General features: G+C 68.4%; 30 protein-coding genes, 1 tRNA gene and 1 pseudogene. 15 read left to right on the forward strand and 17 right to left on the reverse strand.

The annotated features are described in order from the left end of the window. The first annotated feature begins 20 nt into the window (after window positions 1-20). Window positions 21-803, forward strand: a complete 783-nt coding sequence (locus tag HALNA_RS13685) for an aldo/keto reductase (protein WP_049938078.1) — start codon at window positions 21-23, stop codon at window positions 801-803. Here HALNA_RS13685 and HALNA_RS13690 read toward each other — a convergent pair whose 3' ends face one another. The 3 genes from HALNA_RS13690 to HALNA_RS13700 all read right to left on the reverse strand — a co-directional run bounded on the left by HALNA_RS13690 (window position 804) and on the right by HALNA_RS13700 (window position 4,008). Next, on the reverse strand, window positions 804-1,931 hold the full coding sequence (locus tag HALNA_RS13690; protein ID WP_049936900.1) for a DUF373 family protein: 1,128 nt from the start codon (window positions 1,929-1,931) through the stop codon (window positions 804-806). Window positions 1,932-2,015: 84 nt separating this feature from the next. Next, window positions 2,016-3,017, reverse strand: a complete 1,002-nt coding sequence (gene sppA, locus HALNA_RS13695; RefSeq protein WP_049936901.1) for a signal peptide peptidase SppA — start codon at window positions 3,015-3,017, stop codon at window positions 2,016-2,018. Window positions 3,018-3,084: 67 nt separating this feature from the next. Beyond that, window positions 3,085-4,008 carry a coiled-coil protein gene (locus tag HALNA_RS13700; RefSeq protein WP_049936902.1) on the reverse strand — a complete coding sequence of 308 codons (924 nt, stop codon included), beginning with the start codon at window positions 4,006-4,008 and terminating at the stop codon, window positions 3,085-3,087. Window positions 4,009-4,614: 606 nt separating this feature from the next. Between HALNA_RS13700 and HALNA_RS20655 the strand changes: the two genes are divergently transcribed. The 3 genes from HALNA_RS20655 to HALNA_RS13710 all read left to right on the forward strand — a co-directional run bounded on the left by HALNA_RS20655 (window position 4,615) and on the right by HALNA_RS13710 (window position 6,123). Beyond that, a complete protein-coding gene (locus tag HALNA_RS20655) occupies window positions 4,615-4,770 on the forward strand; it encodes a hypothetical protein (RefSeq protein ID WP_169719047.1) in 156 nt (51 codons plus the stop codon). Window positions 4,771-4,834: 64 nt separating this feature from the next. Continuing rightward, on the forward strand, window positions 4,835-5,254 hold the full coding sequence (locus tag HALNA_RS13705; protein ID WP_049936903.1) for a DUF371 domain-containing protein: 420 nt from the start codon (window positions 4,835-4,837) through the stop codon (window positions 5,252-5,254). Window positions 5,255-5,304: 50 nt separating this feature from the next. Beyond that, a complete protein-coding gene (locus tag HALNA_RS13710) occupies window positions 5,305-6,123 on the forward strand; it encodes an endonuclease III domain-containing protein (RefSeq protein WP_049936904.1) in 819 nt (272 codons plus the stop codon). A gap of 76 nt (window positions 6,124-6,199) precedes the next feature. Here the strand turns inward: HALNA_RS13710 and HALNA_RS13715 are convergent, their stop codons facing one another. Continuing rightward, a complete protein-coding gene (locus HALNA_RS13715; RefSeq protein WP_157573548.1) occupies window positions 6,200-6,487 on the reverse strand; it encodes a HalOD1 output domain-containing protein in 288 nt (95 codons plus the stop codon). Window positions 6,488-6,690: 203 nt separating this feature from the next. Then, window positions 6,691-8,613, reverse strand: a complete 1,923-nt coding sequence (locus HALNA_RS13720; RefSeq protein WP_049936906.1) for a beta-CASP ribonuclease aCPSF1 — start codon at window positions 8,611-8,613, stop codon at window positions 6,691-6,693. 250 nt (window positions 8,614-8,863) lie between these two features. Here HALNA_RS13720 and HALNA_RS13725 point away from each other — a divergent pair, with 250 nt between their 5' ends. Both HALNA_RS13725 and HALNA_RS13730 read left to right on the forward strand, forming a co-directional pair. Further along, window positions 8,864-9,346, forward strand: coding sequence for a hypothetical protein (locus HALNA_RS13725; RefSeq protein ID WP_049936907.1), 483 nt, complete (start codon window positions 8,864-8,866; stop codon window positions 9,344-9,346). 25 nt (window positions 9,347-9,371) lie between these two features. Beyond that, window positions 9,372-10,196 carry an SDR family oxidoreductase gene (locus HALNA_RS13730; RefSeq protein WP_049936908.1) on the forward strand — a complete coding sequence of 275 codons (825 nt, stop codon included), beginning with the start codon at window positions 9,372-9,374 and terminating at the stop codon, window positions 10,194-10,196. Between the two features lie 203 nt (window positions 10,197-10,399). Here HALNA_RS13730 and HALNA_RS13735 read toward each other — a convergent pair whose 3' ends face one another. Next, complete coding sequence (locus HALNA_RS13735; protein WP_049936909.1) at window positions 10,400-11,545, reverse strand: ArsA family ATPase; 1,146 nt, start codon at window positions 11,543-11,545, stop codon at window positions 10,400-10,402. 79 nt (window positions 11,546-11,624) lie between these two features. Between HALNA_RS13735 and HALNA_RS13740 the strand changes: the two genes are divergently transcribed. After that, window positions 11,625-11,981 (forward strand): hypothetical protein, encoded by a 357-nt coding sequence (locus HALNA_RS13740; RefSeq protein ID WP_049936910.1) that lies wholly within the window; start codon window positions 11,625-11,627, stop codon window positions 11,979-11,981. Here the strand turns inward: HALNA_RS13740 and HALNA_RS13745 are convergent. Continuing rightward, window positions 11,978-13,075: a pyridoxal phosphate-dependent aminotransferase gene (locus tag HALNA_RS13745; protein WP_049938079.1), complete on the reverse strand. Its 1,098-nt coding sequence runs from the start codon at window positions 13,073-13,075 to the stop codon at window positions 11,978-11,980. The two genes, HALNA_RS13740 and HALNA_RS13745, sit on opposite strands and share 4 nt — an antisense overlap. Window positions 13,076-13,160: 85 nt before the next feature. Here HALNA_RS13745 and HALNA_RS13750 point away from each other — a divergent pair, with 85 nt between their 5' ends. The 3 genes from HALNA_RS13750 (at window position 13,161) to HALNA_RS13755 (ending at window position 14,484) form a co-directional block, all read left to right on the forward strand. Beyond that, a complete protein-coding gene (locus HALNA_RS13750; protein WP_049936911.1) occupies window positions 13,161-13,670 on the forward strand; it encodes a metal-dependent hydrolase in 510 nt (169 codons plus the stop codon). 1 nt (window position 13,671) lies between these two features. Continuing rightward, on the forward strand, window positions 13,672-13,818 hold the full coding sequence (locus HALNA_RS20120) for a hypothetical protein (protein WP_157573549.1): 147 nt from the start codon (window positions 13,672-13,674) through the stop codon (window positions 13,816-13,818). A gap of 195 nt (window positions 13,819-14,013) precedes the next feature. Next, entirely contained in the window at window positions 14,014-14,484 is a 471-nt protein-coding gene (locus HALNA_RS13755; protein ID WP_049936912.1) for a hypothetical protein, read from the forward strand. Here HALNA_RS13755 and HALNA_RS13760 read toward each other — a convergent pair. The 5 genes and pseudogenes from HALNA_RS13760 to HALNA_RS19445 all read right to left on the reverse strand — a co-directional run bounded on the left by HALNA_RS13760 (window position 14,481) and on the right by HALNA_RS19445 (window position 18,164). Further along, on the reverse strand, window positions 14,481-15,215 hold the full coding sequence (locus tag HALNA_RS13760; protein ID WP_049936913.1) for a PHP-associated domain-containing protein: 735 nt from the start codon (window positions 15,213-15,215) through the stop codon (window positions 14,481-14,483). The genes HALNA_RS13755 and HALNA_RS13760 overlap by 4 nt on opposite strands. 113 nt (window positions 15,216-15,328) lie before the next feature. Next, on the reverse strand, window positions 15,329-15,766 hold the full coding sequence (locus HALNA_RS13765; protein WP_049936914.1) for a transcription elongation factor Spt5: 438 nt from the start codon (window positions 15,764-15,766) through the stop codon (window positions 15,329-15,331). Next, on the reverse strand, window positions 15,767-15,940 hold the full coding sequence (locus HALNA_RS13770) for a protein translocase SEC61 complex subunit gamma (protein WP_049936915.1): 174 nt from the start codon (window positions 15,938-15,940) through the stop codon (window positions 15,767-15,769). It abuts the gene before it with no gap. Window positions 15,941-16,018: 78 nt separating this feature from the next. Continuing rightward, a complete protein-coding gene (locus HALNA_RS13775) occupies window positions 16,019-17,542 on the reverse strand; it encodes an aldehyde dehydrogenase family protein (protein ID WP_049936916.1) in 1,524 nt (507 codons plus the stop codon). Between the two features lie 104 nt (window positions 17,543-17,646). Then, window positions 17,647-18,164, reverse strand: a pseudogene (locus HALNA_RS19445) (proline dehydrogenase family protein). A gap of 81 nt (window positions 18,165-18,245) precedes the next feature. Here HALNA_RS19445 and HALNA_RS13790 point away from each other — a divergent pair. Continuing rightward, window positions 18,246-18,506, forward strand: a complete 261-nt coding sequence (locus HALNA_RS13790) for an HAH_0734 family protein (protein WP_049936919.1) — start codon at window positions 18,246-18,248, stop codon at window positions 18,504-18,506. Between the two features lie 29 nt (window positions 18,507-18,535). On the opposite strand, the gene HALNA_RS13795 is transcribed toward HALNA_RS13790, so the two are convergent. Beyond that, window positions 18,536-20,854 carry a DUF2298 domain-containing protein gene (locus tag HALNA_RS13795; protein ID WP_049936920.1) on the reverse strand — a complete coding sequence of 773 codons (2,319 nt, stop codon included), beginning with the start codon at window positions 20,852-20,854 and terminating at the stop codon, window positions 18,536-18,538. An 84-nt stretch (window positions 20,855-20,938) separates the two neighbouring features. Here HALNA_RS13795 and HALNA_RS13800 point away from each other — a divergent pair, with 84 nt between their 5' ends. From HALNA_RS13800 to HALNA_RS20125, 4 genes are all read left to right on the forward strand, one after another. Then, window positions 20,939-21,802, forward strand: coding sequence for a glycosyltransferase (locus HALNA_RS13800; protein WP_049936921.1), 864 nt, complete (start codon window positions 20,939-20,941; stop codon window positions 21,800-21,802). After that, window positions 21,799-22,257: a GtrA family protein gene (locus tag HALNA_RS13805; RefSeq protein WP_049936922.1), complete on the forward strand. Its 459-nt coding sequence runs from the start codon at window positions 21,799-21,801 to the stop codon at window positions 22,255-22,257. Before HALNA_RS13800 ends, HALNA_RS13805 begins: the two co-directional genes overlap by 4 nt. Before the next feature lie 89 nt (window positions 22,258-22,346). Then, window positions 22,347-22,421 (forward strand) — tRNA-Met (locus HALNA_RS13810). A 289-nt stretch (window positions 22,422-22,710) separates the two neighbouring features. Continuing rightward, a complete protein-coding gene (locus HALNA_RS20125) occupies window positions 22,711-22,887 on the forward strand; it encodes a hypothetical protein (RefSeq protein ID WP_157573550.1) in 177 nt (58 codons plus the stop codon). Between the two features lie 121 nt (window positions 22,888-23,008). Here HALNA_RS20125 and HALNA_RS13815 read toward each other — a convergent pair whose 3' ends face one another. The 4 genes from HALNA_RS13815 to HALNA_RS13830 all read right to left on the reverse strand — a co-directional run bounded on the left by HALNA_RS13815 (window position 23,009) and on the right by HALNA_RS13830 (window position 25,836). Next, window positions 23,009-23,437 (reverse strand): Rieske (2Fe-2S) protein, encoded by a 429-nt coding sequence (locus HALNA_RS13815; protein ID WP_049936923.1) that lies wholly within the window; start codon window positions 23,435-23,437, stop codon window positions 23,009-23,011. Window positions 23,438-23,481: 44 nt separating this feature from the next. Next, entirely contained in the window at window positions 23,482-24,357 is an 876-nt protein-coding gene (locus HALNA_RS13820) for an aminotransferase class IV (protein ID WP_049936924.1), read from the reverse strand. After that, entirely contained in the window at window positions 24,358-24,891 is a 534-nt protein-coding gene (locus tag HALNA_RS13825) for a helix-hairpin-helix domain-containing protein (protein WP_049936925.1), read from the reverse strand. 129 nt (window positions 24,892-25,020) lie between these two features. Further along, window positions 25,021-25,836, reverse strand: a complete 816-nt coding sequence (locus tag HALNA_RS13830; RefSeq protein WP_049936926.1) for a shikimate dehydrogenase — start codon at window positions 25,834-25,836, stop codon at window positions 25,021-25,023. Window positions 25,837-25,986: the final 150 nt, after the last annotated feature.

Consider the following 25,986-nt stretch of genomic DNA (forward strand, 5'->3'; position numbering starts at 1 on the left):
TGACATCCCCGATCAGCGAGATACCGACCCTCGGTATCGGCACGTGGCAAAACACCGACCCCGAAGAGTGTGCGAACGCGGTGGCGACGGCCATCGAGATGGGCTATCGCCACGTCGACACCGCACAGGCCTACGACAACGAGACGGCGGTCGGCGAGGGCCTCGCGCGCGCCGCCGTCCCACGCGAGGACGTCTTCCTCGCGACGAAAGTCTGGATCGACCAACTCGGGGGCGACGACGTCGTCGCCTCCACCGAGGAGAGTCTGTCGAAACTCGGCGTCGACTACCTCGACCTGCTGTATATCCACTGGCCGGCAGGCGAATACGACGCCGAAGACACCCTCGCCGCCTTCGACGACCTGTACGACGAGGGGCTGATCGAGCGGATCGGCGTCAGCAACTTCGAACCCGGGCAGGTGACCGAGGCGGTCGAGACGGCCGACGCCCCCATCTTCGCCAACCAGATCGAGTGTCACCCGCTCCTCCCGCAGGACGAACTCCGCGCACACTGTGCCGATCACGGCGTCGACGTGGTGGCGTACTCGCCGCTGGCCCGCGGCGAGGTGTTCGACATCCCCGAGATCAACGCCGTGGCCGACAAACACGGCGTCAGCGAGGCACAGGTGTCGCTCGCGTGGCTCCGCGAGAAGGGCGTCACGGCGATTCCGAAGGCGACGAGCGAGACACACATCCGCGACAACTGGGCGTCGCGAACGCTGGAACTCGACGACGAGGACGTATCGACCATCGATAGCATCGGCCGGACGGAACGGCAGATCGATCCGGACTTCGCGCCCTGGTAACTACGAGCGGTCGACCGACTCGGCGTCTGCCTCTTCCTCGCCCGGATGGTCGTGGGCGACTTTCGCCGTCACCCGAACCCCGACCAGCGAGACCACGATGGCCGTCACGACGAACAGCGCGAGGCGTTCCGTAGGCTGGACGGTGACCCCGAGCAGTTGGAGATGCTGGAGGACGCCCTCGCGTTCGAGGAAGTAGCCGGCGAACCCGCGGACGACGAGGCCAAGCGCGACGACGCCGAAAGGGAGGTTCAGGTAGGGGCGGGGGATGCGGTCCGCGTCGATGAGTTCGTCGAGCAGGCGACCGGCGCTCGCGGTGAGCGCCGCCAGCGCCAGCCACGGGATGCTACTGTAGAAAAACTGCATGACTGGGACGAGGACGACACCGTCGGTCACGGGCGAAACGGCGAGGCCACCGAGAAAGAGCCCGACGAGTGCGAGGCCGCCCGCGACGGCGTAGGTGACGACCGACACCTGTCCGGAGTAGAGGGCGTCCCTGATCTGGTCGGGCAGGCGCGCCAGGTAGGCGTCGATCGCGAGTCCCTTGTACAGCACCGCGGCGCCGAGCAGCGAGGCGAGGCCGGCGAGCGCCATGCCGAGCGAGAACCGCACGAGTAAGACGGGAAGCAAGAGCAGTCCGACGCCGACGGGAACGAGAACGGTCGAGCGGAGTTCCTCGTCGGCGAGGAACTGCTTGAGGAGGTAGTACGTCGACTCGATGTCGCGGGCCTGTCGGACGACCACGCGGTCGACGGAGTCGACCGGTAGACGACTCTCGATGATCGGCACCAGCCGCTCGTCGTCGGCGCTGTCGGTGACGATGATCGCCGAGTCGGGGGCGTAGCGGTCGAGCAGGTCGTCGACCTGGGCCGCGACCGAGCGGTCGGCGCCGACGGGGGAGTCGCCGGAGCCGGAGACGACGGCGACGATGGCGTCCTCGCCGTCGCCCCGGAGGTCACGGGTGACACGGAGGGCTTCGAGCAAGCAGTTGACCGTCGAGTCCTCCGGATCGGCCAGCCCCACCTCGGTTACCAGCGATCGCACGGCGTCCCACCCGTCGACCGGCATCGACACGCCGACGGTCCGGCCGACGTCGTCGGCCCGGTCGACACACAGCACCAACGTGGTCACGCTCGTGGAAACTATCTACGGGAATAAATATTCCCCGCCGGGCGCGGCTCGGACAGGTCGGTGTCCGTCAGTGCCCGACCCGTCTCAGAGCCGGAGGCGGAAGTCCTGCTCGTCGTCGACGAGGACGCTCGCGACGCCCGCACCGGCGGCGTAGGCGACGGCCGTCGCGCCGCCACGGAGGCGGGCAGCGAGTCCCTTCTTCGATTCGAACTCGCGGACCGACACCTCGGTATCGAGCAGCCCCTCGACGCGGTCTTCGACGTCGTCGCGAGTGCCGATCGAATCGACCAGGCCGAGTTCGTGCGCGTCGTCGCCGAGGTAGACCCGCGCTTCCGTCTCGCGGACGGCCTCGGGCTCCATGTCGCGACCCTCGGCCACCCGTTCGACGAAGTCGTCGTAGAAGCCGTCGATGATCCCCTGCAGATACTCGCGTTCGTCCTCGGAGAGTTCCTTCAGCGGCATCCCTGCGTCCTTGTACTTGCCGGCGGCGAAGCGCTCGTAGGAGACGCCGAGGTCCTCGGCCAGGTCGGCGAGGTTCACCCGCGAACCGATGACGCCGATGCTGCCGACGATGCTCCCGCGCCGCGCCCAGAGCTCGTCACACCCGCTCGCGATCCAGTAGCCGCCGCTCGCGCACACGTCGGTGGCGTAGGCGACGGTCGGCCCGTCGAAGTCGGCCGCGGCCCGACGGATGTCGTCGCTGGGGACCACCTGGCCGCCCGGTGTGTCGAGTTTCACCAGAAGGGCGTCGACGGCGTCGTCCTCGTCGGCCCGTTCGATCCCTTCGACCACGTCGTCGGCGGTGGCGCCGAGCGCGCCGCCGGGGATCGGTCCCGGTGTCGAGCCGTCGCGGGTGATCGGTCCCTCGACGGCCACCTCCGCGACGTTGTAATCCGGGAACGCCGAGTCGGCGAAATCGCCGGCCGCGCGGGTACCGAGGAGCACGACGCCGATAGTCAACAGGAGGCCGAGCAGATCCACGAGCGACCCCGGTACGACCACGAAGACGACGATACCGAGGACGGCCGCGAGAAGTCCACCACCGACGACGACGCCGAGTCGGGCGAGATCGTCGTCACCGTTCACGTTCGATCACCATACGCGTCGCTGGGGGACGGATCGGCATAAAAACACGTGCGTCGATAGGGTCGAACTACAGCAGGCCGGTCTTCTGCAGCTTCATCAGGTCCTCGGTGTCGAGGGTTTCGCCTTCCTTGAACTTCTGGTAGATCTCCTCGGCCTCCTCCTTGGCGGCCTCGCGCTCGGCCTGGCGCTCGTCCTGTTGTTCCTGTTCCTCTTCCTTGTCGAGTTCGCGCAGGCGCTTCTGGACGCGGACGAAGTCCTCGTGGTGGCGGTCGGCGGCTTCCTGTGCCTCTACGAAGAGTTCGTGCATCTCGTCGGCCTTGTCACGGATCTCGTCGGCCTCGCGGTAGGCCTCGATCATCCGGTTGTGGTGTTCCTGGGCCTTGTCGGCGAGCTCCGTCACCTTCTGGTGGTGCTGGGACGCCTCGGAACGGACCTCCTCGGCCTCCTCGACGAGTTCTTCGAGTTCGCTCGCGTCGTCGAGTTTCTCCTTGCGGTTCTGGTACTCCTCGCGCTTGTCCTCGATTTTCTCGATGAGTTCGCGCTCGTCCTCGGCGGAGAGGACCTCGGTCTGCTGGCGGAACTCGAGCTGCTCGATCTCCTCTTCGAGCTCCTCGAGATCCTTGCCGTCGCCGAGTTCGAGGTCCTGTTTCATCTCCTCGACCTCGTCGAAGAGCTCGTTGGCCTTCGCGTTGAGCTCGTTACGGCTCTCCTTGTGGTCCTGAACCTGCTCGTTGAGCTCGTCGCGCTCTTCGCGGTGTTCCTGGGCCTCGTCGACCTTCTCGCGCGTCTCCGCGTTCAGGTCGTCGCGCTTGGAGGCGCGCTCCGACGCCATCTGGTTGAGCTCGTTTCGTCGGTCACGGAGCTGACCGGCGAGTTTGATGAGCTGTCCCTTCGAGTCGTTTTCGAGCTGTTCGTCCGTGAGGTCGACGTTGTTCTCCGCTTCGAGCGCAGAGACGTCGAATTCGTCGAGTACTTCTTCTGTTGTTACCATTGTTGAAACCTCGATACCACCGCTCCGGCGATACTGGCGGCTCCTCGTGTTGCGACCGGCCGTGTATAAGAATTCCCGATCATTCTGCGTGCGATGCCGCCAAGCGCCGAAGGCGCGTTGGTACTATCGAGTACAGTAGACACATATATAAACACTTCGGTGGGCGAACCCCTGCGAAACGCTCTCAAGGACCCTCGAAACGGCCGTGTGAAGGAGTCACACCTTCTGCACCAAGTATATAAAAGAACGGCGAGCAGCCGGGTGGCTATCTTCGTTAGGCGAGAGAATCCCGCGCTTCAGGGCAGGCGTGAATCGCCGCACGATACGTTTAGGTGTTCGGTGGCCGTACTGGATGCTGACCGACGCAAAACACCCAAAATAACGCCGAGTCAGCAGGGCAGAACCACGACCCCACTGCCGGATAGGAGTAACGGCGGCGTGGCCCCGCCAGCACCCCGTCGGTGTGCAAACGTACGTTTCCAACTCAGCGAGCCTCGGCTTGTGGGAAGCCCCGCCGTTTACGACGGGGAGGAGGTCACCGCTCCACTTTCAGTTTCACTCCGGGGGTGGCTCGGGTTCATGTCGGTCCGTCTACTATGGTGCGTCATGCTCGAAAACCTCACCACCAGATGCGAGGCGGCCGGGTGCGACCGACCGCTCGACGACGACGCCCTCATGCTGGCGCTTCGGACCGAGGCGGGCGAGAGACGCGCCTACGAGTGTTCCTGTGGGGCAGTGACGGTGACGGTCGTCCGGCCCTGAGCGGTCGGTGGAGTCGCCACGGCGAACCGGCACCCCTATCCGGGGCGCTCGGGGAGTGGCGCCCATGCGAGAGGCCATCCGAGCGCGCGGCCACGAACACGTCGCCGCGACCCACGAGAGCACCTTCGAAGTGACGACCGACGACTGGCTGACTCCCGCGGGCGACTGCATCGTCGGTATCGACGCCGACCGTGCTCCCGCCGACTTCGACGACGACTTCGTGGCCGCCTGTCGCGACCCCGGAGCGACGATCACGCTGACGCTCGCACTCGACGACGGGGAGACGACCCAGCGCGTTCGCGCTCGCGGCCATCCCGACCTCACCTTCGAGAGCGGGCGAAGCGCCGTCGTCCGGACGAGCACGTACGTCGACGACCGTACCGTCGCCGTCGGCGCCGACGCGGCCGCGGCCGATCTGGACCGTGACCTCGTCGCTGCCCTCGCCGACGGCGGGGAGGTCACGCTGACGCTGACCGTCGAGTGACGAACGACACGGACGCCGCGCTTTTGCCGATCACGCCCTCACGCTCGTCCATGTCCGAGGAACCCGCGGAGAACGTCAGCGGCGGGGCGGACGGCGGCGGCGTCGAGGCGGAGTTCGCGGCCGGCGCCCCGGAGACGCGAGCCGAAGCCGTCGTCGACGCCCTCGGCGATATGTACTGGCAGAAGGCGTACGGCGGGCGGGACGCCTTTCCCTGTCTCGTGCGGACGATCCTGAGCCAGAACACGAGCGACACCGCCAGCCAGCCGGCGTTCGACGCCTTGCTCGACCGCTACGACGACGGCACGGATCTGGCGGCGACGCTCGCGGCCGCCGACCGCGAGACGCTCGCCGACACCATCGCCTCCGCGGGACTGTACAACCAGAAATCACGGGTGATCGTCGACGCCGCCGCGGAAATCGTCGCCGACTTCGGCGGCGCCGACGCGTTCGACGACTTCGTCCGCGAGGGCGACCCCGACGCCGTGCGCGACCGTCTCCTCGACATCCACGGCGTCGGCCCGAAGACCGCCGACTGCGTCCTCCTCTTTTCGGGTGGCCGTGGCGGCGTCTTCCCCGTCGACACCCACGTCCACCGCATCGCCCGTCGACTCGGAGTGGCACCGCCAGACGCCGACCACGAGGGGGTGCGCGAGGCACTGGAGAGCGCGGTGCCGACCGAGAAGTGTGGCTTCGGTCACACCGCGATGATCCAGTTCGGTCGGGAGTACTGCTCGGCGCGCACGCCGGCGTGTCTCGACGGGCCGGAGGCGTGCCCGCTGGCCGACCTGTGTGACCGGGTGGGCGTCGATCCGGCGTCGGCCGTCGTCGTCGACCCGGCGGACGCCGCCGACAGAGACGAACTGCGGTAAGCGTTCACCGACTCGTTTCGACGAACTGCCGGTACCGGCGTACAGTAACCCGTGCGAACGTTGCGCGGCCGCCCCGTCAGCCGTCTCCGTCCCCGTCGGCCGGCCGAATCTCGACGACGCCCCGGCCGTGAACGGTTACCACGGATTCGAGATAGTGGAACTCGAGGACGCGGTCGTCGCTCCCGTCGTTGCCTTTTACCAGGCGGTCGATGGCCGCCGGGTCAATCGTCTCGACGAGCGGTTCGAGCGCCGTGGGGGCGGTGTCGTGGACGCTCGCCATCGCTTCGACGACGGCCATGCTCGGCGCGATGGCGTCACTGTCGAACTCCGCCAGATGCGTCTTCGACTCGGAATCGTAACTCATCGAAACCGGCTCGTCGGTCGGTAACTCACTCACTCACATCCGCCTCCACGCCCTGCCGGCCGACGCGACTGCCCGAAGTCGCGTGAACGCTGGAAGAAAGACGGCAAGGGGTGTCTCGTCCGATGTCATAACCGAAGAACGGTTTGGACGGTCATGGTCTTTTCGCAACGGGAACGGGAGCCGCGACACCGGAGCGACGGCGCCTACTTGAACCGGAACGTTTCGAGGTTCTTCGGCGCGAACGTCCGCATATTGTAGTCGTGATAGAGCGCGGAGGAGAGGTCCTGAACGGAGCGCTCGTCGCCGTGGACACAGAGCACCTTCTCGGGACGGGGATTCATCGTCTTGACGAAGTTCTCCAGTCCCTGTCGGTCGGCGTGGCCGGAGAAGCCGTCGACGGTTTCGACGTCCATCTTCAGCGAGAGGGTGTTGCCGCGGCCGCGACCGTTGCCGCGGTCGTTCATCGGAATCTCGTCCCAGCCGTTCTGAATCCGCCGGCCGAGGGTCCCCTGGGCCTGGTAGCCGACGAACACGAGCGTCGAATCCGGATCGGGACCGAGGTGGCGGAGCCAGGACATGATCGGCCCGCCCGTGACCATCCCCGAGGTAGAGAGGATGATCGCCGGGTCGCCGTCCGTGACCTCCTGGCGTTCGTCCTCGCCCGCGTCGATGTGGTTGAACTCCTCGGCGAGGAAGGGGTTCTCGTCCTCGTGGAAGATGCGGTCCCGGAGGTCGTCACGCAGATATTCGGGATAGGTGGTGTGGATGGCCGTCGCCTCCCAGATCATGCCGTCGAGGTGGACGGGCATCCGTGGAATCTTCCCGGAGCGCATCGCCTCCTCGAGGACGAGCATGATCTCCTGGGATCGCCCGACTGCGAAGGCGGGGATGACGACTTTCCCCCCTTTCTCGTGGGTGTCGTTGATGATCTCCAGCAGGTTTCGCTCGGAGTCCTCCTGGTCGGTCTGGTAGTCGTTGCGCCCGCCGTAGGTCGACTCCAGAACCAACGTCTCGACCCGCGGGAAGTCGTTGACGGCGCCGTTGAACAGGCGGGTGTCCTCGTAGTGGATGTCACCCGAGAAGGCGACGTTGTAGAGGCCGTCGCCGATGTGGAAGTGGGAGACGGCGGAGCCGAGGATGTGGCCCGCGTTGTGGAAGGTGAGCTTTACGTCCGGCGCGATGTCGGTCACGTCGCCGTACTCGAGCGGGACGGTGTGTTTGATCGCTTCGCGAACCATCCCGCTCTCGTAGGGGGGCGTGCGGCCCTCCTTGGCGGCCACGTCGAGGTAGTCGAGGGTCAGCAGACCCATCAGATCCCGGGTGGGCTCCGTACAGTAGATAGGACCGTCGTAGCCGTATTTGAACAGGAGGGGGATGAGCGCGGAGTGGTCGAGGTGGGCGTGGGTGAGAACGACGGCGTCGATGGAGTTCAGCGGCGCCGCCTCGGGCACCTGAAGGTAGGGTACCTCGCCTTCGGCGCCCGGTTTGTCGCCGCAGTCGACGAGGACGCGCGTCTCGGCAGTCGAGAGGATGAAGCTCGCGCGGCCGACCTCGCGACAGCAGCCGAGGGTGGTGATACGCACCCACTGGTCGTTGGCCATCTCCTCGCGGTGGATCTGCCGGCCGACGCGTTCGAGGATGTCGCGGCGCTCCTCGCGCTCCTGTTTCAGGAAGTTGCGGACGTTCGAAACGGTCGAGGATTCGATGGGCGGCGTGCGCACCACCTCGGGCGTCCAGCCGATGGCCTTCGTGATCTCGCGGAGCGTCGAGCCGTGGCGGCCGATGACCATCCCCGGTTTCTCGGCTTCGATGACGACCTCGCCGGTGTCGATGTGGAAATCGAGGTCGGTGACGCCCGCCTCGTCAGGGATCACCTCGCGAATCGTCTCGCGGGCCTCGGAGACGGCCATCAGTACGTCGGGGTCGGGACGGACCGTGATCCGTTTGCGGAGCTTGCTCGCCAGCTTGCGGATCAGGTCGCCGTTGCTGGCGAACTCCTTCGGATCGCGCGTGTACACGACCAGTTCCGGCCCTTCGTATTTCACGTCGGAAACGGAGATGCCCGGTGGAAGTTCGTCTTCGATCTCTGCTTTCAGGTCCTCGAGTTGCTTGTCTACGGAGCTCATATGTACCGGTGGAGAGCCCTCCGTTCGGCCGCCCTCGGTCGACGCCCCGGCACGGACGGCACACCCGCGACGACTGCCGAGTAACGGCGGTCGTCGGTGGCGGTCGTGCCGTGGGGGAGCATCGGTGAACGGGCCTGTAGAGGTGCTCGACTGCGGGAAGAGGCAGCGAAAACCCGCTTGAGTCACCCTATCAGGCCAGCATTATAAAAGCCTTCGCAAAATCGAAGACGTTGGCCCCCGGACGGGCCGTATGGAACTCACCCCGGCGACGGTGACGGCCGAATACGAGTGGGTGCGCGACCGCGCGCCGACGGTCGTCCCGCTGATCAACGAGACCCGCGACCGACTGGCCGACTGCTTCGGCGTCGAGGTCGGCTCGGTGACCGAATCGACCTACTGCGACGAGGTGGCCGTCGTCTTCGGCGACGGTGACCGCGCGGTCAACGTCGCCGGCTACGTCGCCCTCCTCCGTGACCTCGACGTGGACGGGGACTACCCCGGCTTCGTCGTCGACGAGGTGCTGGGCCGGGAACTCGCCGCCGCCATCGCGGGCGGCCAGCCCTTCTCGCTGCTCGCGCAGGCGACCTTCCACGTCGCGGACGTGACGACCCACACCGACGGCGTCGCGGGGGCGGACGACCTCGATGCGGCCCTCGCGGCCGGCTTCCAGACCCGGCTGCCCGGCTGGGCGTGGACCGAGGGCGAGAGCCCGTTCGCAGTCGGGAACGATTAACTGGCGGCGGGCCGAGGGACGCGGTGTGCAACCGAAGACCGTCCTCATCACGGGCTGTTCGTCCGGCATCGGGCACGCGACCGCCGAGGCCTTCCTCGACGAGGAGTGGGAGGTGTACGCCACGGCCCGCAATCCCGCCGACGTGGAGACGCTCGGCGACCGGGGCTGTACTCTCGCGACACTCGACGTGACCGAGGACGACGACGTAGAGCGGGTCGTCGACCGGATCGTCGAGGAGCAGGGGCGGATCGACTGCCTCGTCAACAACGCCGGCTACGCGCAGTTCGGACCCATCGAGGACGTGCCCGTCGACGCCGTCCACCGGCAGTTCGACGTGAACGTCTACGGCCCCCACCGGCTCACCCGCGCCGTCCTCCCGCACATGCGCCGGCGTCGCGAGGGAACCATCGTCAACGTCTCCAGTGTCGCCGGCCGCCTCTCCTTCCCCGGCGGCGGCGTCTACTGTGGCTCGAAGTTCGCCCTCGAAGCCATGACCGACGCCCTGCGCGCCGAAGTCGACGAGTACGGCATCGACGCCGTCCTGATCGAACCCGGCCCCGTCGACACCGCGTTCACCGACCGCGCGGAAGACGAAATCGAGGGCGTCGAACGCTCGGGAGCCTATGACTCCTTCTACGAGGTGTTCGAGGACACGCAGGCCATCGGCGGCGGCGGCCCGGGCGCCGTGGCCCCCGAACGCGTCGCCGAGGACGTACTGAATGCCGCGAGTTCGACCAAACCCGCCAGCCGCGTGCCCGTCGGGATGCTCGCGCGGGTGAGCGTCCTCGGACGATTCGTCCCCGACCGTCTGCGTGATCGGGCGTTCGGGCTGCTGGACAGGCTACGCTAACGATCTCAAATCGCGAAAAGTACCGAGAGAGCCGCGTACACGGCGCCGAGCAACAACAGCGCGGACAGGACGAGCGCACCCCACGTGCGGCCGTTCCCCGGAACGTCGGGGACCGCCGACGGGGAGAACGGCGAGAGCGATCCGTCGTGGCCGTCGTGTTACCGCTCGAACGACAAGGGTTCTGCGACCGCGACCGCCGCAAACTACGCCAGACACGCCGCGACGACGCGCAACGCCCGTTCGCCACGGACTTCGTCGGCCAGCAGCGGCACCCGTTTCACGTCGTGGCCCCGGAACAGGTCGGTCGCACGGCGGAGCGCCCGCTGTTGAACGTCCCACCGACGCTGGCAGAACTCGCAGTCCTCCAGGTTCGGCGAGACGACCCACGCGGGGTCCACGTCGGCCACGTCCGCCAGGTTCTCCATCACGCGGTTGACGACGACGGTGTTTACGGGGATAGAGAACTCGTCGAGGCGGGCAACGAGTCGCTCGGACTCGACGACGCTCATCTCCTCGGGCACCATGACGACCCGGAAGTCGGTACGGGACGGGTCCTGCAGAACGGCCCGCAGGCGCTCGATCCGATCCCGGAGTTCGTCGAGGTCCGGCGCCTCGGCGTCGTCGCCGCCGCCCACGCCGAACATCCCTTTGAAGCCCTCCATCATCCCCGAGAACTTCTCGCGCATGGAGAGCAGGCGCCCGACCATCGAGTCGAGCATCTCGGGGAGTTCGAGCAGTCGGAGGGTGTGGCCCGTCGGCGCCGTGTCGACGATAACCCGCTCGAATCGGGGGTCGTCGAGATACTCGAGCAACTGCCGCATGGCCGCCGCCTCGTCCGCGCCGGGCATCGAGCCGCCCATCAGCGGGTCGACGGCGTCGTCGCCCAACATCTCGCCGAGTTCGCCGAGGCCGCCGAGTGGGGCGCCGTCGCCGGCACCGGGAGTCGCTCCGTCCTCGCCGCCGTCGACGCCGATTCCACCCTGTCCGAACAACCCCTCCTCCATCGCCGCCTCGGGGTCGATTTCGGCGGCCCACAGCGGAACCTCGTCGCGGATGCGCGTCGGCCGCGGCGGGATGTCCGTATCGAGCGTGTCCGACAGGGAGTGGGCGGGGTCCGTCGAGACGACCAGCGTCGCGGTGCCGTCGGCGGCGGAGGAAAGCGCCGTCGCCGCCGCCATCGTCGTCTTGCCCACGCCGCCTTTCCCGCCGTAGAGGACGTACTCGGGGGCGTCGACACCCTGGGGCAGGTCGGCCGTCGCCTCCACGTCGACTTCGGCGGGGCCGCGGTCGTGGGCGGTCGCGTCCGCGTCGTCGACTTCTTCGACCGGTTCGACGTCGATTTCGCTCATACGGAGCCCGAGACGGTCCGGACACCTGTACCCGTCGATACGGACAAAACACTGTCCGGCCGAGGCTGTAGTCGCCGGCGTGTTCGAACCGCCCTCTACCAGCCGGTCCATACGCATCGCCCTCACCGTAGCGTTGCTCGCCGTCGGCACGGGCTGTCTCGGCACGGGTCCCGCGGCACCCGCGACGACGACGCCGACAGCGACACCCGCCCCGAACACGGACTGTCCGCCCGCCCTGACCGTCTACGAACTCGAGTCGGAACCGGCCGACACCGGATCGGCGATCGCCTACGAGAACCTCACCGCCGACCAGCAGGCGACGTTCGACCGGGCGCGAAACGGTAGCGCCGTCGAGGACTTCGACGACGCGTGGCACGACATCGATGTCGTGGCCTACGAGGGTCGCTACTACCGCGCTGGCATCGTCGTCTGCTAGAAATCGTATTCGGCCAGCCGCCGGGCGGCCTCCTCGGCACGCGGCGTGACGAGCGCGAACCGGACCCACTCGTCGTAGCTACCGAAAGTGTCGCCGGGCATGCAGGCGACGCCGGCCTCGTCGACGAGGCGTTCGACGTTCGCCAAGGTGCCGGGAAAACCGTCGAAACGTGCGAAGACGTAGAAGGCCCCGTCGGGGTGGATGTACTCCGCGCCCGCCGCGTCGAGGGCGTCGGTGAAGGCGTCGATGCGCTCACGGAGGAGGTCACGCGACGCCTCGTAATACTCCGGACCGGTCTCCCGAAGCGCGCGGAGGACCGCGGCCTGCGAGGGGCGGGCGCCGGTGACGTTGACGAGCATGTGTCTGGTCTTCGCCGCCTCGACCAACTGCGGGGGAAAGAGCGCGTAGCCGACGCGAAGCCCCGTCACCGCCATCGACTTCGAGAAGGAGTTGGTGACGACGGCGCGGTCGGAGTCGAAGGCGAGCGCGCTCTCGAACCGCCCGGCGTAGTCGTAGTGGTCGTACACCTCGTCCGAGACGAGCAGCGCGTCGTGTTCCTCGGCCAGGTCGACCATCGCACCGACCGTGTCGGCGTCGTACACCGCGCCGGTGGGGTTGTTGGGCGAGTTGATCAGGATGGCCGCGGTGTCGGTGCTCGCCGCGTCGGCCATCGCCTCGACGTCGAGGCCGCCGTCGTCGGCGACGGGGACGAGGCGCGGGTCGGCGCCGAGCATCCGCGCCTTGCCGGGGTAGTAGGGGTAGACCGGATCGGTCAGCAGTATCTCGTCTCCGGCGTCGCGTTCGAGCGCCGCCGCCATCGCGAGGTAGTTCGCCTCGCCCGCGCCGTTCGTGATCACGACGCGGTCGATATCGACGCCGCGGCGGGCAGCGATTTCCTCGCGCAGGGCGCGCAGGCCGTCGCTCGGCGGATACTGGAACTCGGCGGGGTCGCCGTCGGCGTAGTCCCGAAGCCCCTCGCGGAGCGCGGTCGGCGGCTCCCAGTCCGGCCCGCCGCTCACCAAGTCGATCACGTCGCGGTCGGCCGCGGCCGCGTACTGCATGACGTGAAAGAAAAGTGGCGTATCGTAGTCCATGCCTGCCCTGCGGACGGCGATCAAATCCGTCTTTCGTTCGACGACCGCCGACACTTTTCAGGGGTGAGAGCAAATTCCCCGACGGATGAACAAAGAAGGACACGTGATCAACGCGGCGCTGTTGAGCGTGGGGCTCGGCATCGTGCTGGTGTGGCCGACGGCGTTCACGGCGTCCACCGCGCTCGAAACCGTCGAAATGGTAGCCAGGCTCTCGGTCCCGGTCGTCCTCGGGGCGCTCTTTCCCGACGTGGACACCGCGTTCGGCAAACACCGCAAGACCCTGCACAACGTGTTCGTGCTCGGTGTCGTCGCCGCCTACCCCGTCTTCTTCGGCAACCTCCAGTTCGTCTGGATCGGCGTCGCGACACACTACCTCCTCGACGTGGTGGGGAGTCGGCGCGGAATCGCCTTCTTCTACCCGCTCACCAGCCAGGAGTGGGGGCTCCCGACCGGCGTCACGACCAGCAGCAAGTACGCCAACCCGGTGACGGTAGTGGTGACCGTCCTCGAACTCGTCGTCCTCGGCGTCGTCAACGTCTACGTGATGCCGCTCGGCGACGTGTCCGGGGCGATGAGCGCCATGCTACTCGGATAGCGTGTCCGACCGACCGCCGATCGAGTGGGACGACGACGGCCCCGTTGCCCTCCGTCACGTCGCCGCCGGGGCCGCCGTCGGCGTCGGGTTCCTGTTCGGTGCGGGCGTCCTGCTCCTCGTCCGGCGCTCGCTCCGCGAGGGGGCGTAGGACCGTCTGGTCGCGATCCTCCTCGTCCTCGCGGTACTCCCACTGACCGGGCGGGCGCTTCTCGGCATCCGCGCGACTGAGACGCCGACCGCCGACTCGCTCCGGCGCCGACCCCTGCTTCTCGCCGGCGGCGCCTGGGCGCTCGTCCTCGCGGCCACCTTCCAGTGGCGGCCCCTGGCCGTCGTTGCCCTCCTCGTGGGTGCGGTCGGGCTGTGGCTCGTCGCGGCCGCCTGCCGGACGCAGGGGCGACTCGACCCCGCGGCGGGGACGCTCACGTACGGCTCGCGGACGGCGTCGCTCGACGGTCTCGGCGGTACGTGGCGGCTCCCGCTCGGACCGGTGTCGGTGTACTGGCTCGACTTCGCTCGCGGAAGCGTCGCCAGCGGAGTACCCCGGATTATCGTGGTACCACGCCGTGTCGATAGCGACGTGTCGGCGGTGCTCGGCCGGGCAGCCACGACCGAGGGCGAGACGGACACATTGGGAGCGGCCAGCGACGCCGAACGCGCCGTGGCGGCGACGCTCGGCCTCGGCTTTCTCCTCGCCGGTCCGGTCGCGTGGCTCGTTCTGCCGGCGAGTGCCGACGCGACGCTCGTGACCGGGTATCTGGCGCTTCTCGGCCTGCCATTCGCCGTCGTACTCTTGCGGTACGCGCTGGTCGCTTAGTACGTCGTCACGTCGTCGAACCGGCCCCGGTAGGCCACGTTGCTCGGGTGAGTCGGCTCGGTGCCCGAGAGGAAGAGGCGGTCGAGTTTCCCCCACGAGTTCTCGTAGCCGAGGTGGGCGAACTCGACGAGCCCCTGGGTGTGGTGGCCGAGGCCGCTCCGGCGGACCACTCGCCGCGAGGCGCCGGACCGGAGCGCGTCGACGAGGTCGGTCACGGAGTCGACGGGGTCGTCGAAAACCGTCCACGCCTCGCCGACCGTCCGCCGGAGGTGCGCGTAGGACGACCCGAATCCCGGGAGTCCGGTCGCGCGGGCGACCGCTCGGCCGCGCCGGTTCTGATGGGGGAGACATTTGGCGTTGTACGTCTCGACGGCGTCGACGTGGTCGGCGTTCGCGGCCACGTCCTCGCGGTCGCAACTCACGTTTAGCATCTCGGGATGCGGGACGAGGACGGCCGCGTCCTGCCGGTCGAACTCGTCGAGCGCCCCACGGAAGGTGATGAAGTCGGGAACGGGATCGGTGAGGCCAACGGCGAGGAGGTGTCGGCGGTCGTACCAGGGGCCGGTGAACACCTCGCGTGCGGGCACGACGAGGAGGTCGTCGTCCGAAAAGCGAGCGGCGCGGGTTCGGATGTCCGGCAGGCGAGTGAAGTGGGGCGCGTACACGAGCACGTCGATACCGCGGGCCTTCGCCCGCGAGACGACCCGTTCGTCGAGAGCCTTGACGTGCATATCCACGCGGGTCGGTCCGGCCGTCGTCACGGCAGGGTCTGCATCGACCCCGCAGTTAGTGATTGCTATTTCGGCCCCGAATGTCGGGAAAACGAGGTGACGGCGGCGGGGAGCTACCGCTCGTCGGAGTCGAGGACGCGGATCTGGTCGCCCCGAACCGTGACCGGGATGGGAACGGTCGCCTCGTACAGTTCGACCGTCACCTGGTCTTTGCCTTCGTCGATACGCTGGACGCGTGCCTTCTCGCCTTTGAACGGTCCGGCGATGAGTTCGACGATGTCACCCTCGGCGATACCCTCCACGTCCGGCGTCGGCGAGAGGAAATGTTCGACCTCCGTGAGCGAGGAGGTGCCGGGGACGATGGAGCGAGCGTGGGGGATTTCGTCCATCACGCGTTCGAGGACGGCGCTGTTGTCGGCCTCGACCATCACGTAACTCGTGAGCGAGTCGGGCGCGAGGACGGCGTGTACCTCGTCTTCCTCCCGGCTGGCGATCATGTCCGCGACGGTCCGTTCCTGGCTGGCCGTGGTCTTGACGGCGAAGATACCCATCTACGCGCCTCCGGGGAGGAAGGTCATGATGGCGAAGATGATGAAGCCGAGCAGACCCACGAGAAAGACACCGGCACCCGCGACTTTGGAAACCTGCGAGAACTCGTTCCACGACGGCGTGCTGGCCATCTTGAGCACGCGGACGTAGCTTGCGAGGTCGTATTTGACATCCATACGGGTTCGTAGACGAGCGAGCTTTTTTTATCTATTGATAGCGTCGGGGCGACGACGCAGTGGTGTGACCCGCCCGTCTCACTCCTCGAACCGCAGTTCCGCCGACAGCCCCTGGGCCATCTCGATGTCGCGCCCGTTGTTCAGCGTCCACGCCGTCCGCTCCGTGACCGCCTCGATCACCTCGCGGGCCGACGGCGAGCCTTTCCCGGACTTGCCGACGCCACCGAACGGGAGTTGGACCTCGGCGCCGATACAGGGCAAGTTGGCATAGGCCAGCCCCACGTCCGCCTCGTCGCGGTAGTAGTTGAGCTGTCGGTAGTCCTCGCTGACGATGGCCCCCGCCAGCCCGTAGTCGACGGCGTCGTTGATTTCGACCGCCCGCTCGACGGACCCGCGATAGGGAACCAGGGCGACGTGCGGCCCGAACACCTCCTCCCGGAGGACGCGACTTTCGGGGTCGAAGGCCATCTCGTAGACGAAGGGGCCGACCCAGTGGCCGGCCTCGTGGCCCGCGGGAATCTCGTCGGGGGCGAGTTCCGCGCGGTCGACGAGCACCGTCGCGCCCGCCTCGCGGGCGCGGTCGTTGTACTCGCGGAACTTCGCGACCGCGTCGGCGTCGATCAGCGGCCCCATGAACGTCGTCTCGTCGAGGGGGCCACCCACCGCGATTCGCTCCGCGGCGTCGACGAAGCGGGCACGGAAGTCGTCGTAAACGTCCTCGTGGACGATCAGGCGCTCGGCGGAGACACAGCGCTGCCCGGTCGTCTTGAACGCCGAGAGGACGGCCGACGGCACCGCGATGTCGAGATCGGCCGCCTCGGTCACGACGAGGGCGTTCTTGCCCCCCATCTCCAGCGAACAGTCGCGGCCGGGGCGCCCGCCCAGCCGCTCGTCGATGGCGTGGCCCACCGCGGCCGAGCCGGTGAACAGAACCGTGTCCACCCGGTCGTCGTCGACGATGGCCGCGCCCACCTCGCCGGGTCCCTGCACCAGATTGAACACGCCGGGCGGGACGCTCGCGTCGTCGAACATCTCGGCGACGATCCGGCCACAGTACGGCGTCTGCTCCGCGGGCTTCCAGACGACGGTGTTGCCCTCGACCAGCGTCACCGCCATATGCCAGAAGGGGATGGCGACAGGGAAGTTCCAGGGCGTGATACAGCCGACGACACCGCGGGGGCGGCGCCGCATATACGCGTCCTTGCTCGCGATTTCGCTCGGCACCACGTCGCCGTGGGGGTGGCGGGCGTTGCCCGCCGCCCACTCCACCATGTGCGCCGCCTCCTCGATGTCGGCCAACCCCTCGCTGATCTCCTTGCCACATTCGCGGCTGACGATTTCGCCGAGTTCGGCCTTGCGCTCGCGAAGTTCGGCGTACACGTCCCACAGCACGTCGGCGCGGTCGACGTAGGACCGCCGGCGCCACTCGTCGGCCGCGTCGCTCGCCGCGCCGACCGCCCGCGCCACGTCGGCCGGCGACGCCCTCGTGAACGTCGCGACGGTCCCGCCGGTGGCCGGGTTCGTGCTCTCGAACGGCTCCCCCTCATCCTCGACCCACTCGCCGTCGACGTACCCTTCGAACGGTTCGGTGCTGTGTGTCATACCCGTGGAGCTACGCGGAGTAGTCGGATAAATTACGTGTTCGGCCCGGTTCGTGGCCGATCTCGGGGGTTCTCTCCCGGAAAGGCCGACGTACGTCCACGGCACTACCGGCCGGCGGCACTGTCGACGATGGCCCGCAGCGCGAACCCGAGGTTCTCGCGGCGTTCCCTGACCCGGCGGTAGAAGTACGACGCCCACGCGGAGCCGTACGGGACGTACTGGTAGACCGTCTCGGTCGCCGCGAGTTCGCGCTGGCGGTCCTCGCGGACGCCCATCAGCATCTGGAACTCGTAGTCGCGGTCGTACCGAGCGCCCAAGTCGAGCGCGCGGTCGATCATCGCGTCGTCGTGGGTGGCGACGGCGATACCGACGGTCGTCTCGGCGAACAGTCGGCGAAGCAGGTCGCGGTAGGCGTCGCCGCCGGCGGCACGGTCGCGGGGAGTCGTTCGAGGAGACGGAGATACTCCTCGGCGTCCGCGCGGGCGTCCGCGGGGTCGTCGTGATGTTCGCCGAGGTGGTTGACGATGGCGGCGATCCCCGCGTCGTCGAGGCTGCGGACGTGGGCAACGGCACCGTCGATGGATTCGCCGGCGACGAATCGGTCCGCTATCGGCGGGAGCATAGTCGGCGTAGGTGATCGGGAGAGAAAACCCGGTCGGTGGCCATCGAAGCGATTAAGCCCGGACTGACCGAACGTCGCCCCATGCAACAGCTCATCGTCAGGGGGGACCCCGGCATCCGGAAGGACGCCGTCATCGACTACGACGGCGAGGAGCAGGTCTGTTTCTCGATCCAGCGCCAGGGCGACTACCACGGCCCCGACGAGGTACAGCTCTGGTGTACTATCGGCACGCCCGACGAGCGAGAGGCCTTCGAGAAACGCCAGTACGTGCCCCACTGGCTCGGTGTGGACTCGGTCGACGCCGACGCGCTCGACGTGATCGCCCCGCGCGGCCGACAGTAGTTACGCGACGACCAACCGTCACGCGTCGCTCACGCGACGCCCAACTCCAACCGGTCGACCCGATAGATCGTCACCGCCTCGTTCTGGAACACGGGCGTGAGTCCCTCGACGCCCGCGAACGTCACCGACCCGTAGCGGGCGCGCTCGGCCGGGCCGACCCACACGTACTCGACGCCGTAGCGTTCGAGCACCGCGACGGTTCGCTCCGGCGGGCCGGTGTAGGCGGCGTCCACGTCCCGCACCCGTGTGAGATACGGCTCGACACCCCGGTAGCCGACTTCGTGATGCCAGCCGGCCACGGTCGGCACGCCGGTCAAACTCGCGGCCGGGCTGGAGTCCCAGCTATACATCCCGGGCGGTGCGGGGGCGTCGCCACCCGGACCCGGATACCGCCCCGTCGCCGGTGCGGAGAGGAGCGTCGGCTGTCCCTCCAACTCGTCGACGTAGGCGATGGCCGGCGCCTCGTCGGGATGCTTGCGCTCGACGAACCGGGTGGCGTCGAGCGTCAGTTCCGGAGTGGCGGCGAAATGCGACGAGAGCGCCAGCCCCGCGTAGGGCACCGTCGCGAGAACGACGGCGGCGGCGAGGCCGATCCGGAGCCACCGCGAACGGGTGCCCGGTGTGGGGAGTTCGCCGCCCGCCCACCGGACGAAGGCCGGGAGGGCGACGCCCGCGGCCGTCCCCCACAGCACCCACACCTGCATGTACGTCTTGAACACGGTGTTCATCCGCAGCGGCCCGGCCTGCTCTTTCACGTAGACGAGTTCGACGAGGCCGACCAGCCCGGCGCCGGCGACGATCAGGACCGTCTCGAACCCTACGGGCCGGTTCGTTCGGTGGGCGGCCCACCCGAGGGCGAGAAGGGGGCCGACGGCGACGGCGGCGGCGAGGTTCGCCGTCGCGGCGAGGAGGCCGAGGGCAGCAACGCCGAGGAGCAAGGGGAAAACGCGATCGATCGACAGCCGATCCAGCAGGTAGGCGTAGAAGACGACGAGGAAGGCGCCGTGAACGAGCAGGAGGCCGGAGAGGCTCGTCCGCTCGGCCGCGGCGAGAAGCGCCACCTCGCGCCCGCCGCCGGCACCGAGCAGGAAGGGGAGCGCGAGGAGGCCGCCGAGGACGCCCGCGGCGCCCGCGACGGCGAGGGCGCCGACGAGGTGACCGAGTTCGTCGAGGACGGGACCGTCCTCGCGCGCGCCTCTCCGCGCAGCGAGGCGACGGGAGAGGATCGGCCACGGGTCCGCCGGCCCGAGCGCGACGCCGAGAAACAGGAGGCCAAACAGGGAGGGCATGCTCCACGTGTCGACGACGGTCTGTAAACCGGCGAGCAGGGGGACGGCGACGAACGCGAGGGCGCGGCGCCGCCACAGATCACGCGGCGGCGTCCGGTAGCAGGCGAAGGCGAGGGCGGCGCCGAGCAGGAGAAAGGGCGTCCCCATCATATGCGCGTGGAGGTCGCCGTTCAGCCAGGCGAAGAGGGGGAACTCGTTGATCGTCCCGGGAACGACGCGGCTGGCGGTCCAGTACGAGAAGGCGTCGATACCGCCGAGAACGTCCTCGACGGTGTAGCGCGAGCGGGCGGCGATGGCGCCGGCGACGGCGCGCTGGAGCGACGGGGGGAGGGCGTCGACGACGAGGCGGCTGGCGGTGACGAGGTTGCTCGCGACGCCGACGAAGAAGGCGGCGGCGAGGCCGGCGGGGCGCCAGGAATCGGCGCGGTCACGGGCGATAGCGCCCGCCAGGCCGTAGGCGGCCGTGACGAGCATCGCGTAGAAGCCCGCGAGCGAGAGGTTGTAGGCAAAGCGCGGCGGCGTCGCGGTGAGGTCGCCGAGCAGCGCCGTCAGGAGGTGGCCGCCGTAGTAGTAGGCGACGGGCTCGCCCGCGAACCACATATCCTCGGGCGGGAGGGTCGGCGCCCGCTCCAGGGACTTCAGGAGGCCGAAATCGAGGAACTTCTCGCCGCCGAGGGGGTAGACCGCCGGGTCGACGGCACGGACGGCGACGAGAACGGAGAAAGCGACGAGGAAGACGACGGCCGCCTCGGCGTTCCGGCGTGTCGGGCGGACGCCGGACGCGAGTTCGAGGCGGCGCTCGCGGAGGGCGTCTGGATCCAGGCCGGCGGCGAGGGACAGGACGACGAGGACGAGGAGGCCGGCGACGAGGGCGAGGGGCCCGAACGCGAGGTGGCCGACCCAGTAAGCGACGGTGCCGACGACGGCGAGGGCGACGGGGAGCGCGAAGCCGACGCCGCGGCCGGGGAGGGTCGCGAGCAACCGGGCGGCGACGGGGCGCCCGAGGGCGGCGAGGGCGGCGTAGGCGACGAGCCACCGGACGACGAGGCCGTACTCCATCTACCGGATTGGCGCCCAGCGTCGGTAAACCGTTTGTGATCCGAAGTCGGACGGTTTTTTATTGCGGTGGGGAAAGTAGCGCACATGAGTCGTTCCGTGGGGGTCGTGATCCCCGCGTACCGCCCGGACGTCGACCGCCTCGGGGCGTACGTCCGTGCCCTCCGGACCGTCCTCGACCCCGAGGAGATCCGCGTCGAACTCGACAGCGAGGGACGCAGTCCCTCGGGCAACCGGACACAGTCCGGTGACAGTCGGCCGGAGGCCGACGACAGCGTGAAGCCACGCTCCACGGGCAGCGAGGCGTCGGTCCGCGACCGAATCGCCGACCTCCCCGTCACGCTCAACGAAGCGTCGAGCCGTCGGGGCAAGGGGGCGGCGATCACCGCCGGGTTCGAGGCGCTGTCGGCCGAGGTCGACGTGTTGGCCTTCGCCGACGCCGACGGCAGTACGCCCGCGCCCTCCATCGCGGACGTGGTTCGGCCGGTCGTCGCCGGCGAGGCCGACCTCGCCGCCGGGTCGCGTCGCCATCCCGACGCGACCGTCGAGTCCCACCAGACGGTCGCCCGCCGCCACCTCGGCGACGGCTTCGCGTGGCTGGCCCGGCGCCTCCTCGACGTACATCTCTACGACTACCAGTGTGGGGCGAAGGCGCTGACGGCCGAGGCGTGGGAGTTGACTCGCCCCCACCTCCACGAACCCGGCTTCGCGTGGGACATCGAACTCCTCGCCGTCGCGGACGCGGTCGGCTGTCGGATCGTCGAGGTGCCCGTCGTCTGGGAGGATCGACCCGAATCCACGGTGTCACCCGTGCGAACGACCTTTCGGCTCGCGCGTGGGCTGGTCGTCTCCAGACACCGGGCGAAGCTCATCCGGGACGACCGGCTTCACTCGCTGCTCGACCGCCCGCGGGAATCGACATCCGCCCTCGTCGAGCGGGAGCACCGATGAGCGGCGGCCTGGGCAAACTGGAGGAACTGTACTCCGGGATTCGCTTCGGCCAGTTCATCTCCGTCGGCGCCGTCGGTGCGACGGCCGAAACCGTCGTCGTCGCCATCCTGACCGCCGGCTACGGCGTCCTCCCACAGTTGGCCAAGGCCGCGGGCGCCGAGGTATCGATCACCCTGATGTTCCTGATCAACGACCGCTGGACGTTCTCGGAGGCCGGCGCCACCGGCTGGCTCCCCCGCATCCGGCGCTATCTCAAGTCGCATCTGGTGCGGGCGGGTGGCTTGCTCGTCGGCTTCGCCGTCCTGACGGCGTTGACCTCGTGGACCGACATCACCCTCGTCGTCGCCGGCGCGGACCTCTGGCCGACGGTGGCCAACGCCATCGGCATCGGCTGTGGGATGGTGCTGAACTACCTCACCGAGGGGCTGTTCACGTGGCGGGTCGGCACCGAGTGAGACCCCCTCGGTCGACGTACAGCCGGCAGTAATCGAGAGCCGGTACGCGAATCACAACCCTTAATGCCGCGACCGGATTCGATTCTGGTAGCGGGATGGGATAGCCAGGAGATTCCGCCGGGCTCATAACCCGGAGATCGGTAGTTCAAATCTACCTCCCGCTATGTTCGAGCGGACCACACGACCGAGGAGTACCACGACGAGGGAGCTGTCCGCTCGAACATCTCTCAGTAAATTTGAACGAGAGAACGGCGAGCGAAGCGAGCCGTTCGCGTGGTTCAAATCTACCTCCCGCTATGTTCGAGCGGACCACACGACCGAGGAGTGTCACGACGAAGGAGCCGGACGGCCGAGAAAATGTCCGAGTCGGTGTGAACCGGATGTCCCATCGTGGCTCGAACCGACCGCCCGCAGTCGCCCATATTTAACACCCACCGCCGAGACGCCTCCGCTATGGTCCCCCTCCAGATGGGTCTTCCCGGCGGTCCGGAGCTACTGATAATCGGCCTCTTTTTCATCGTCATCCCCTTCGTTATGGCCTACTGGGTGTACAACGACGCCGAGAAACGGGGCGACGACCGGGCGGCGTTCTGGGCGCTCGCCGTCGGCGGACTCTACTGTCGGCTGTAACTGTTTCAAGATATTCGCCACCTCTGGGTGGCGAATATCCGTATCGACTTACAGCCGACGGTAGCACCTTCTTCACCTTCTTCGGCGGGATTTTGGCGCTCGTGGTGTACGTCTGGTAGCGCTAGAATTCGACGTTCGAGGTGGGCGACGGCCCATCGTTCCCGTCGTCGATGGGGCCCGTCTCGACGAACGCGTAGTCGTCGTCGGTGAGGTATACGTCGCCGTCGACGACGGATACGTCGACCGATTCGAGGGTGGCGCCCTCGCAGGGACCGAAGGTGCAGTAGCCGGTGTCGGCCTCGAAGTACGCGCCGTGGTTGGCACAGACGAGTTCGCCGTCGCGCATCGGTGCCCCGGAGCCTTTGTCGAGGCGCACGTCGAGCAGGTGTCGGCAGTAGTTGAGCCAGCCGGACACCCCGTCGTCGGTGCGGACGAGCACCGCTTCGCGGGGGTCGTCGTCACCGTTGCGGAGGGTGACGAGGTAGGTCGTGTCGGCGGGCACGACGTCGAGCGACGCGATCCGTCGGTCCGGGTCGGGGGCCGGGGCCATCGATCCGAGGTATTCGTCGGCGGAGTATATACTCCCCGCTCCGGCTACGCGTCGTCCTGGACTCGCTCGTCGTAGAGATGTGCGAGGAGGCGCGTGACCGGGCCGTCGCCCACGTCCACACCGTCGATGCTGGTGACGGGGCGGAGGCCGACGGCCGGTTCCGCGACGAACGCCTCGTCGGCGGCACGGAAGTCGGCCGGGGTGTACGGCCCTTCGGCCACCGGAAGCCCCTCGGAGTGGGCGAGGTCGCGAACGAGCGCCCGCGTCGCCGTCCGTGCCGGCCACTCGTCGAGCGCGGGCAGACGGAGCGCGTCGTCGGCGACGAAGAGCGGATCGCTCGCCGTGCCGCCGACGACGTGACCGGCATCGTCGAGGAGGAGAGCCTCGTCGGCTGGATCGTCGTCCGGGGGGGCGGCACGCCGGAGTTCGGCCTGCGCGCGAACCGCGTCGAGGCGGTTGTGCGTGGTCGGCGCGGCGGGCACGGCCGTCGGCGGGATGGCACGAGTCCGGACGGTCTGTAGACGGATCGGATCGCGGTCGGGAGAGAGTGGTTCGGCGGTCACGACGACGGACGGGTCGAAGTCGGCGGGGGGCCGGAGGTGGGCGGCGTCGGGAAGCACCGACGTGTCGCCACCGCGCCCGCGCGTGACCGTCATCCGGACCAGCGCGTCGTCGAGGTGGTTCGCGGCGACCGTCTCGTCGACGCGGGCACGGAGGTCGGCCGCGTCGACGGTCGGAGTGATCCCGAGGGCGTCGCCGGTGTCGAGCAGGCGGTCGACGTGGACCCGCCACGCGACGGGCGTCCCGCGGGCGACGCGAACGGGTTCGGTGACTGCGTCGCCGAACGTGACGCCACGGTCGTCGACCGGGAGCGTCGCGGCCGCGGCGTCGACGAGTTCGCCGTCGACGTGGAACCGCATTCAGCGTTCCCGTGCGCGTTCGATCCAGCGACCGACCCTGGTCTCCGAGAGGTCGACGGCCGCGGCGAGTTCCGACACGTCGGCGGCCGCGAGGTCCGCGACGGAGTCGACGCCCGCGTTCGACAGCCGTTCGGCGTACGCGGGGCCGATTCCTTTGATCACTTCGACGGATTCGGCGTCCGTCCCCGTCGCCGCCGACTCCTCGGCGTCCTCGATGTCGACGGGGTCGTGTTCGCCGGTCGTCTCTCCCTCGGATTCGGCGTCGGCCGTGTCGAGTTCCGTCTCGGCGTCGCCCGCCTCGACGGCCTCGGCGGGTTCGGCCGGTTCCTCCCTCTCGTCGACGAGCGACTCCGTCGACGCCACGGCGTCCGTGCCGGCGGCGCTCGGCGAGCCGCCGTCGTCGGTTCCTTTCACCGCCGCTTCGGTGTCGGTGTTTGCCTCCCGTTCCACGCTGACGGTCGTCTCTCGCCGGTCGTCGTCCGACGACGAGTTACCCAGTCCGAGCAACGACAGGAGCGTGTCCAAGATACCCATTGGCGACGATTACGGCCGCCCGGTACTTAAAAACCTTCGAGGGATCGTGGGACGACGGTCGCCGACGGGTCCACGGTTAGCGGTTGGAACCGTTCACACGCCCGACCGCGGGAGGCGTGTGAGTAGTAACTACAACTGCGCCCGCAGGGCGGCGTTCATCGCCTCGACGGGGGCGTCCCGGCCGGTCCAGCGCTCGAACGCGACGACGCCCTGAAAGAGGAGCATCCAGGCGCCGTCGACCGTCGTCGCCCCTGCGGCGGCGGCGTCCCGGAGCAGGCGGGTCTCGACCGGCGTGTACACCGCATCGAGGACGGCCAAGTCGCCGTGGAGCAGGTCCGCGGGCACCGGCGTCACGTCTTCCTCCATCCCGACGCTCGTCGCGTTGACGAGTACGTCGGCCGTCGACACGCATCCATCGAGGGAGTCGAGGCCACCGGCCGTCACCGTCGCCGGGGCGTCGGCGCGCACGTCGGCCGCGAGCGACTCGGCTTTCTCGACGGTTCGGTTGGCGACGTGCACCCGGTTGCAGGCGTCGGCGAGGGTGACGGCGACGGCGCGGGCGGCGCCGCCGGCGCCGACGACGACGGCGTCGGTTCCCGACAGCGACACGTCGTGATGGGCGAACGCACGGCTGACGCCCGCGGCGTCGGTGTTGTAGCCGCGGGGAGGTGAGGTGGAGAAGTCGATGGTGTTGACCGCTCCGATCCGTGCCGCGAGTTCGTCCGGTTCGACGACACCGAGGGCGTCCTGCTTGAACGGGATGGTGACGTTGAGGCCGTCGATGCCGAGGGCGGCCGCGCCCTCGATGGCCGCCTCGACGGCGTCCGGATCGGGTTCGAAGGTGACGTACTTGGCGTCCATGTCGAGTTCGCGGTAGGCCGCCTCGTGCATCGGCGGCGACAGCGAGTGGCCGACGGGGTTGCCGATCAGCCCGAAGACGTGCATGGTTGACCATCGATTGAGAGAGGAGGGTGAAAAGGGCCCGTATCCGGGCGAGAGACGCCGCCGAAGCCGTTCTATGCCCCGAACAGGCTGATTTCGGCCGATACCGAGTCTGTAACGGACTATATCCGAATTCGTCGCTATTTCGAGTAT

The organism is Haloplanus natans DSM 17983 (assembly GCF_000427685.1).
Taxonomy (GTDB): domain Archaea; phylum Halobacteriota; class Halobacteria; order Halobacteriales; family Haloferacaceae; genus Haloplanus; species Haloplanus natans.

What these genes read in the sequence shown, in the direction of transcription:
- HALNA_RS13815 (WP_049936923.1), bottom strand. Translation starts at nt 23,437, where the DNA reads ATGGCCCCGGCCCCCGACCCGGACCGACGGATCGCGTCGCTCGACGTC.
- HALNA_RS13805 (WP_049936922.1), top strand. Translation starts at nt 21,799, where the DNA reads ATGAGCGGCGGCCTGGGCAAACTGGAGGAACTGTACTCCGGGATTCGC.
- HALNA_RS13770 (WP_049936915.1), bottom strand. Translation starts at nt 15,940, where the DNA reads ATGGATGTCAAATACGACCTCGCAAGCTACGTCCGCGTGCTCAAGATG.
- HALNA_RS13800 (WP_049936921.1), top strand. Translation starts at nt 20,939, where the DNA reads ATGAGTCGTTCCGTGGGGGTCGTGATCCCCGCGTACCGCCCGGACGTC.
- HALNA_RS13725 (WP_049936907.1), top strand. Translation starts at nt 8,864, where the DNA reads ATGGAACTCACCCCGGCGACGGTGACGGCCGAATACGAGTGGGTGCGC.
- HALNA_RS13715 (WP_157573548.1), bottom strand. Translation starts at nt 6,487, where the DNA reads ATGAGTTACGATTCCGAGTCGAAGACGCATCTGGCGGAGTTCGACAGT.
- HALNA_RS20655 (WP_169719047.1), top strand. Translation starts at nt 4,615, where the DNA reads ATGCTCGAAAACCTCACCACCAGATGCGAGGCGGCCGGGTGCGACCGA.
- HALNA_RS13710 (WP_049936904.1), top strand. Translation starts at nt 5,305, where the DNA reads ATGTCCGAGGAACCCGCGGAGAACGTCAGCGGCGGGGCGGACGGCGGC.
- HALNA_RS13745 (WP_049938079.1), bottom strand. Translation starts at nt 13,075, where the DNA reads ATGGACTACGATACGCCACTTTTCTTTCACGTCATGCAGTACGCGGCC.
- HALNA_RS13830 (WP_049936926.1), bottom strand. Translation starts at nt 25,836, where the DNA reads ATGCACGTCTTCGGGCTGATCGGCAACCCCGTCGGCCACTCGCTGTCG.
- HALNA_RS13825 (WP_049936925.1), bottom strand. Translation starts at nt 24,891, where the DNA reads ATGGGTATCTTGGACACGCTCCTGTCGTTGCTCGGACTGGGTAACTCG.
- HALNA_RS13765 (WP_049936914.1), bottom strand. Translation starts at nt 15,766, where the DNA reads ATGGGTATCTTCGCCGTCAAGACCACGGCCAGCCAGGAACGGACCGTC.
- HALNA_RS20125 (WP_157573550.1), top strand. Translation starts at nt 22,711, where the DNA reads ATGGTCCCCCTCCAGATGGGTCTTCCCGGCGGTCCGGAGCTACTGATA.
- HALNA_RS13735 (WP_049936909.1), bottom strand. Translation starts at nt 11,545, where the DNA reads ATGAGCGAAATCGACGTCGAACCGGTCGAAGAAGTCGACGACGCGGAC.
- HALNA_RS13700 (WP_049936902.1), bottom strand. Translation starts at nt 4,008, where the DNA reads ATGGTAACAACAGAAGAAGTACTCGACGAATTCGACGTCTCTGCGCTC.
- HALNA_RS13820 (WP_049936924.1), bottom strand. Translation starts at nt 24,357, where the DNA reads ATGCGGTTCCACGTCGACGGCGAACTCGTCGACGCCGCGGCCGCGACG.
- HALNA_RS13775 (WP_049936916.1), bottom strand. Translation starts at nt 17,542, where the DNA reads ATGACACACAGCACCGAACCGTTCGAAGGGTACGTCGACGGCGAGTGG.
- HALNA_RS13790 (WP_049936919.1), top strand. Translation starts at nt 18,246, where the DNA reads ATGCAACAGCTCATCGTCAGGGGGGACCCCGGCATCCGGAAGGACGCC.
- HALNA_RS13760 (WP_049936913.1), bottom strand. Translation starts at nt 15,215, where the DNA reads ATGCACGTCAAGGCTCTCGACGAACGGGTCGTCTCGCGGGCGAAGGCC.
- HALNA_RS13720 (WP_049936906.1), bottom strand. Translation starts at nt 8,613, where the DNA reads ATGAGCTCCGTAGACAAGCAACTCGAGGACCTGAAAGCAGAGATCGAA.
- HALNA_RS13705 (WP_049936903.1), top strand. Translation starts at nt 4,835, where the DNA reads ATGCGAGAGGCCATCCGAGCGCGCGGCCACGAACACGTCGCCGCGACC.
- HALNA_RS13750 (WP_049936911.1), top strand. Translation starts at nt 13,161, where the DNA reads ATGAACAAAGAAGGACACGTGATCAACGCGGCGCTGTTGAGCGTGGGG.
- HALNA_RS13795 (WP_049936920.1), bottom strand. Translation starts at nt 20,854, where the DNA reads ATGGAGTACGGCCTCGTCGTCCGGTGGCTCGTCGCCTACGCCGCCCTC.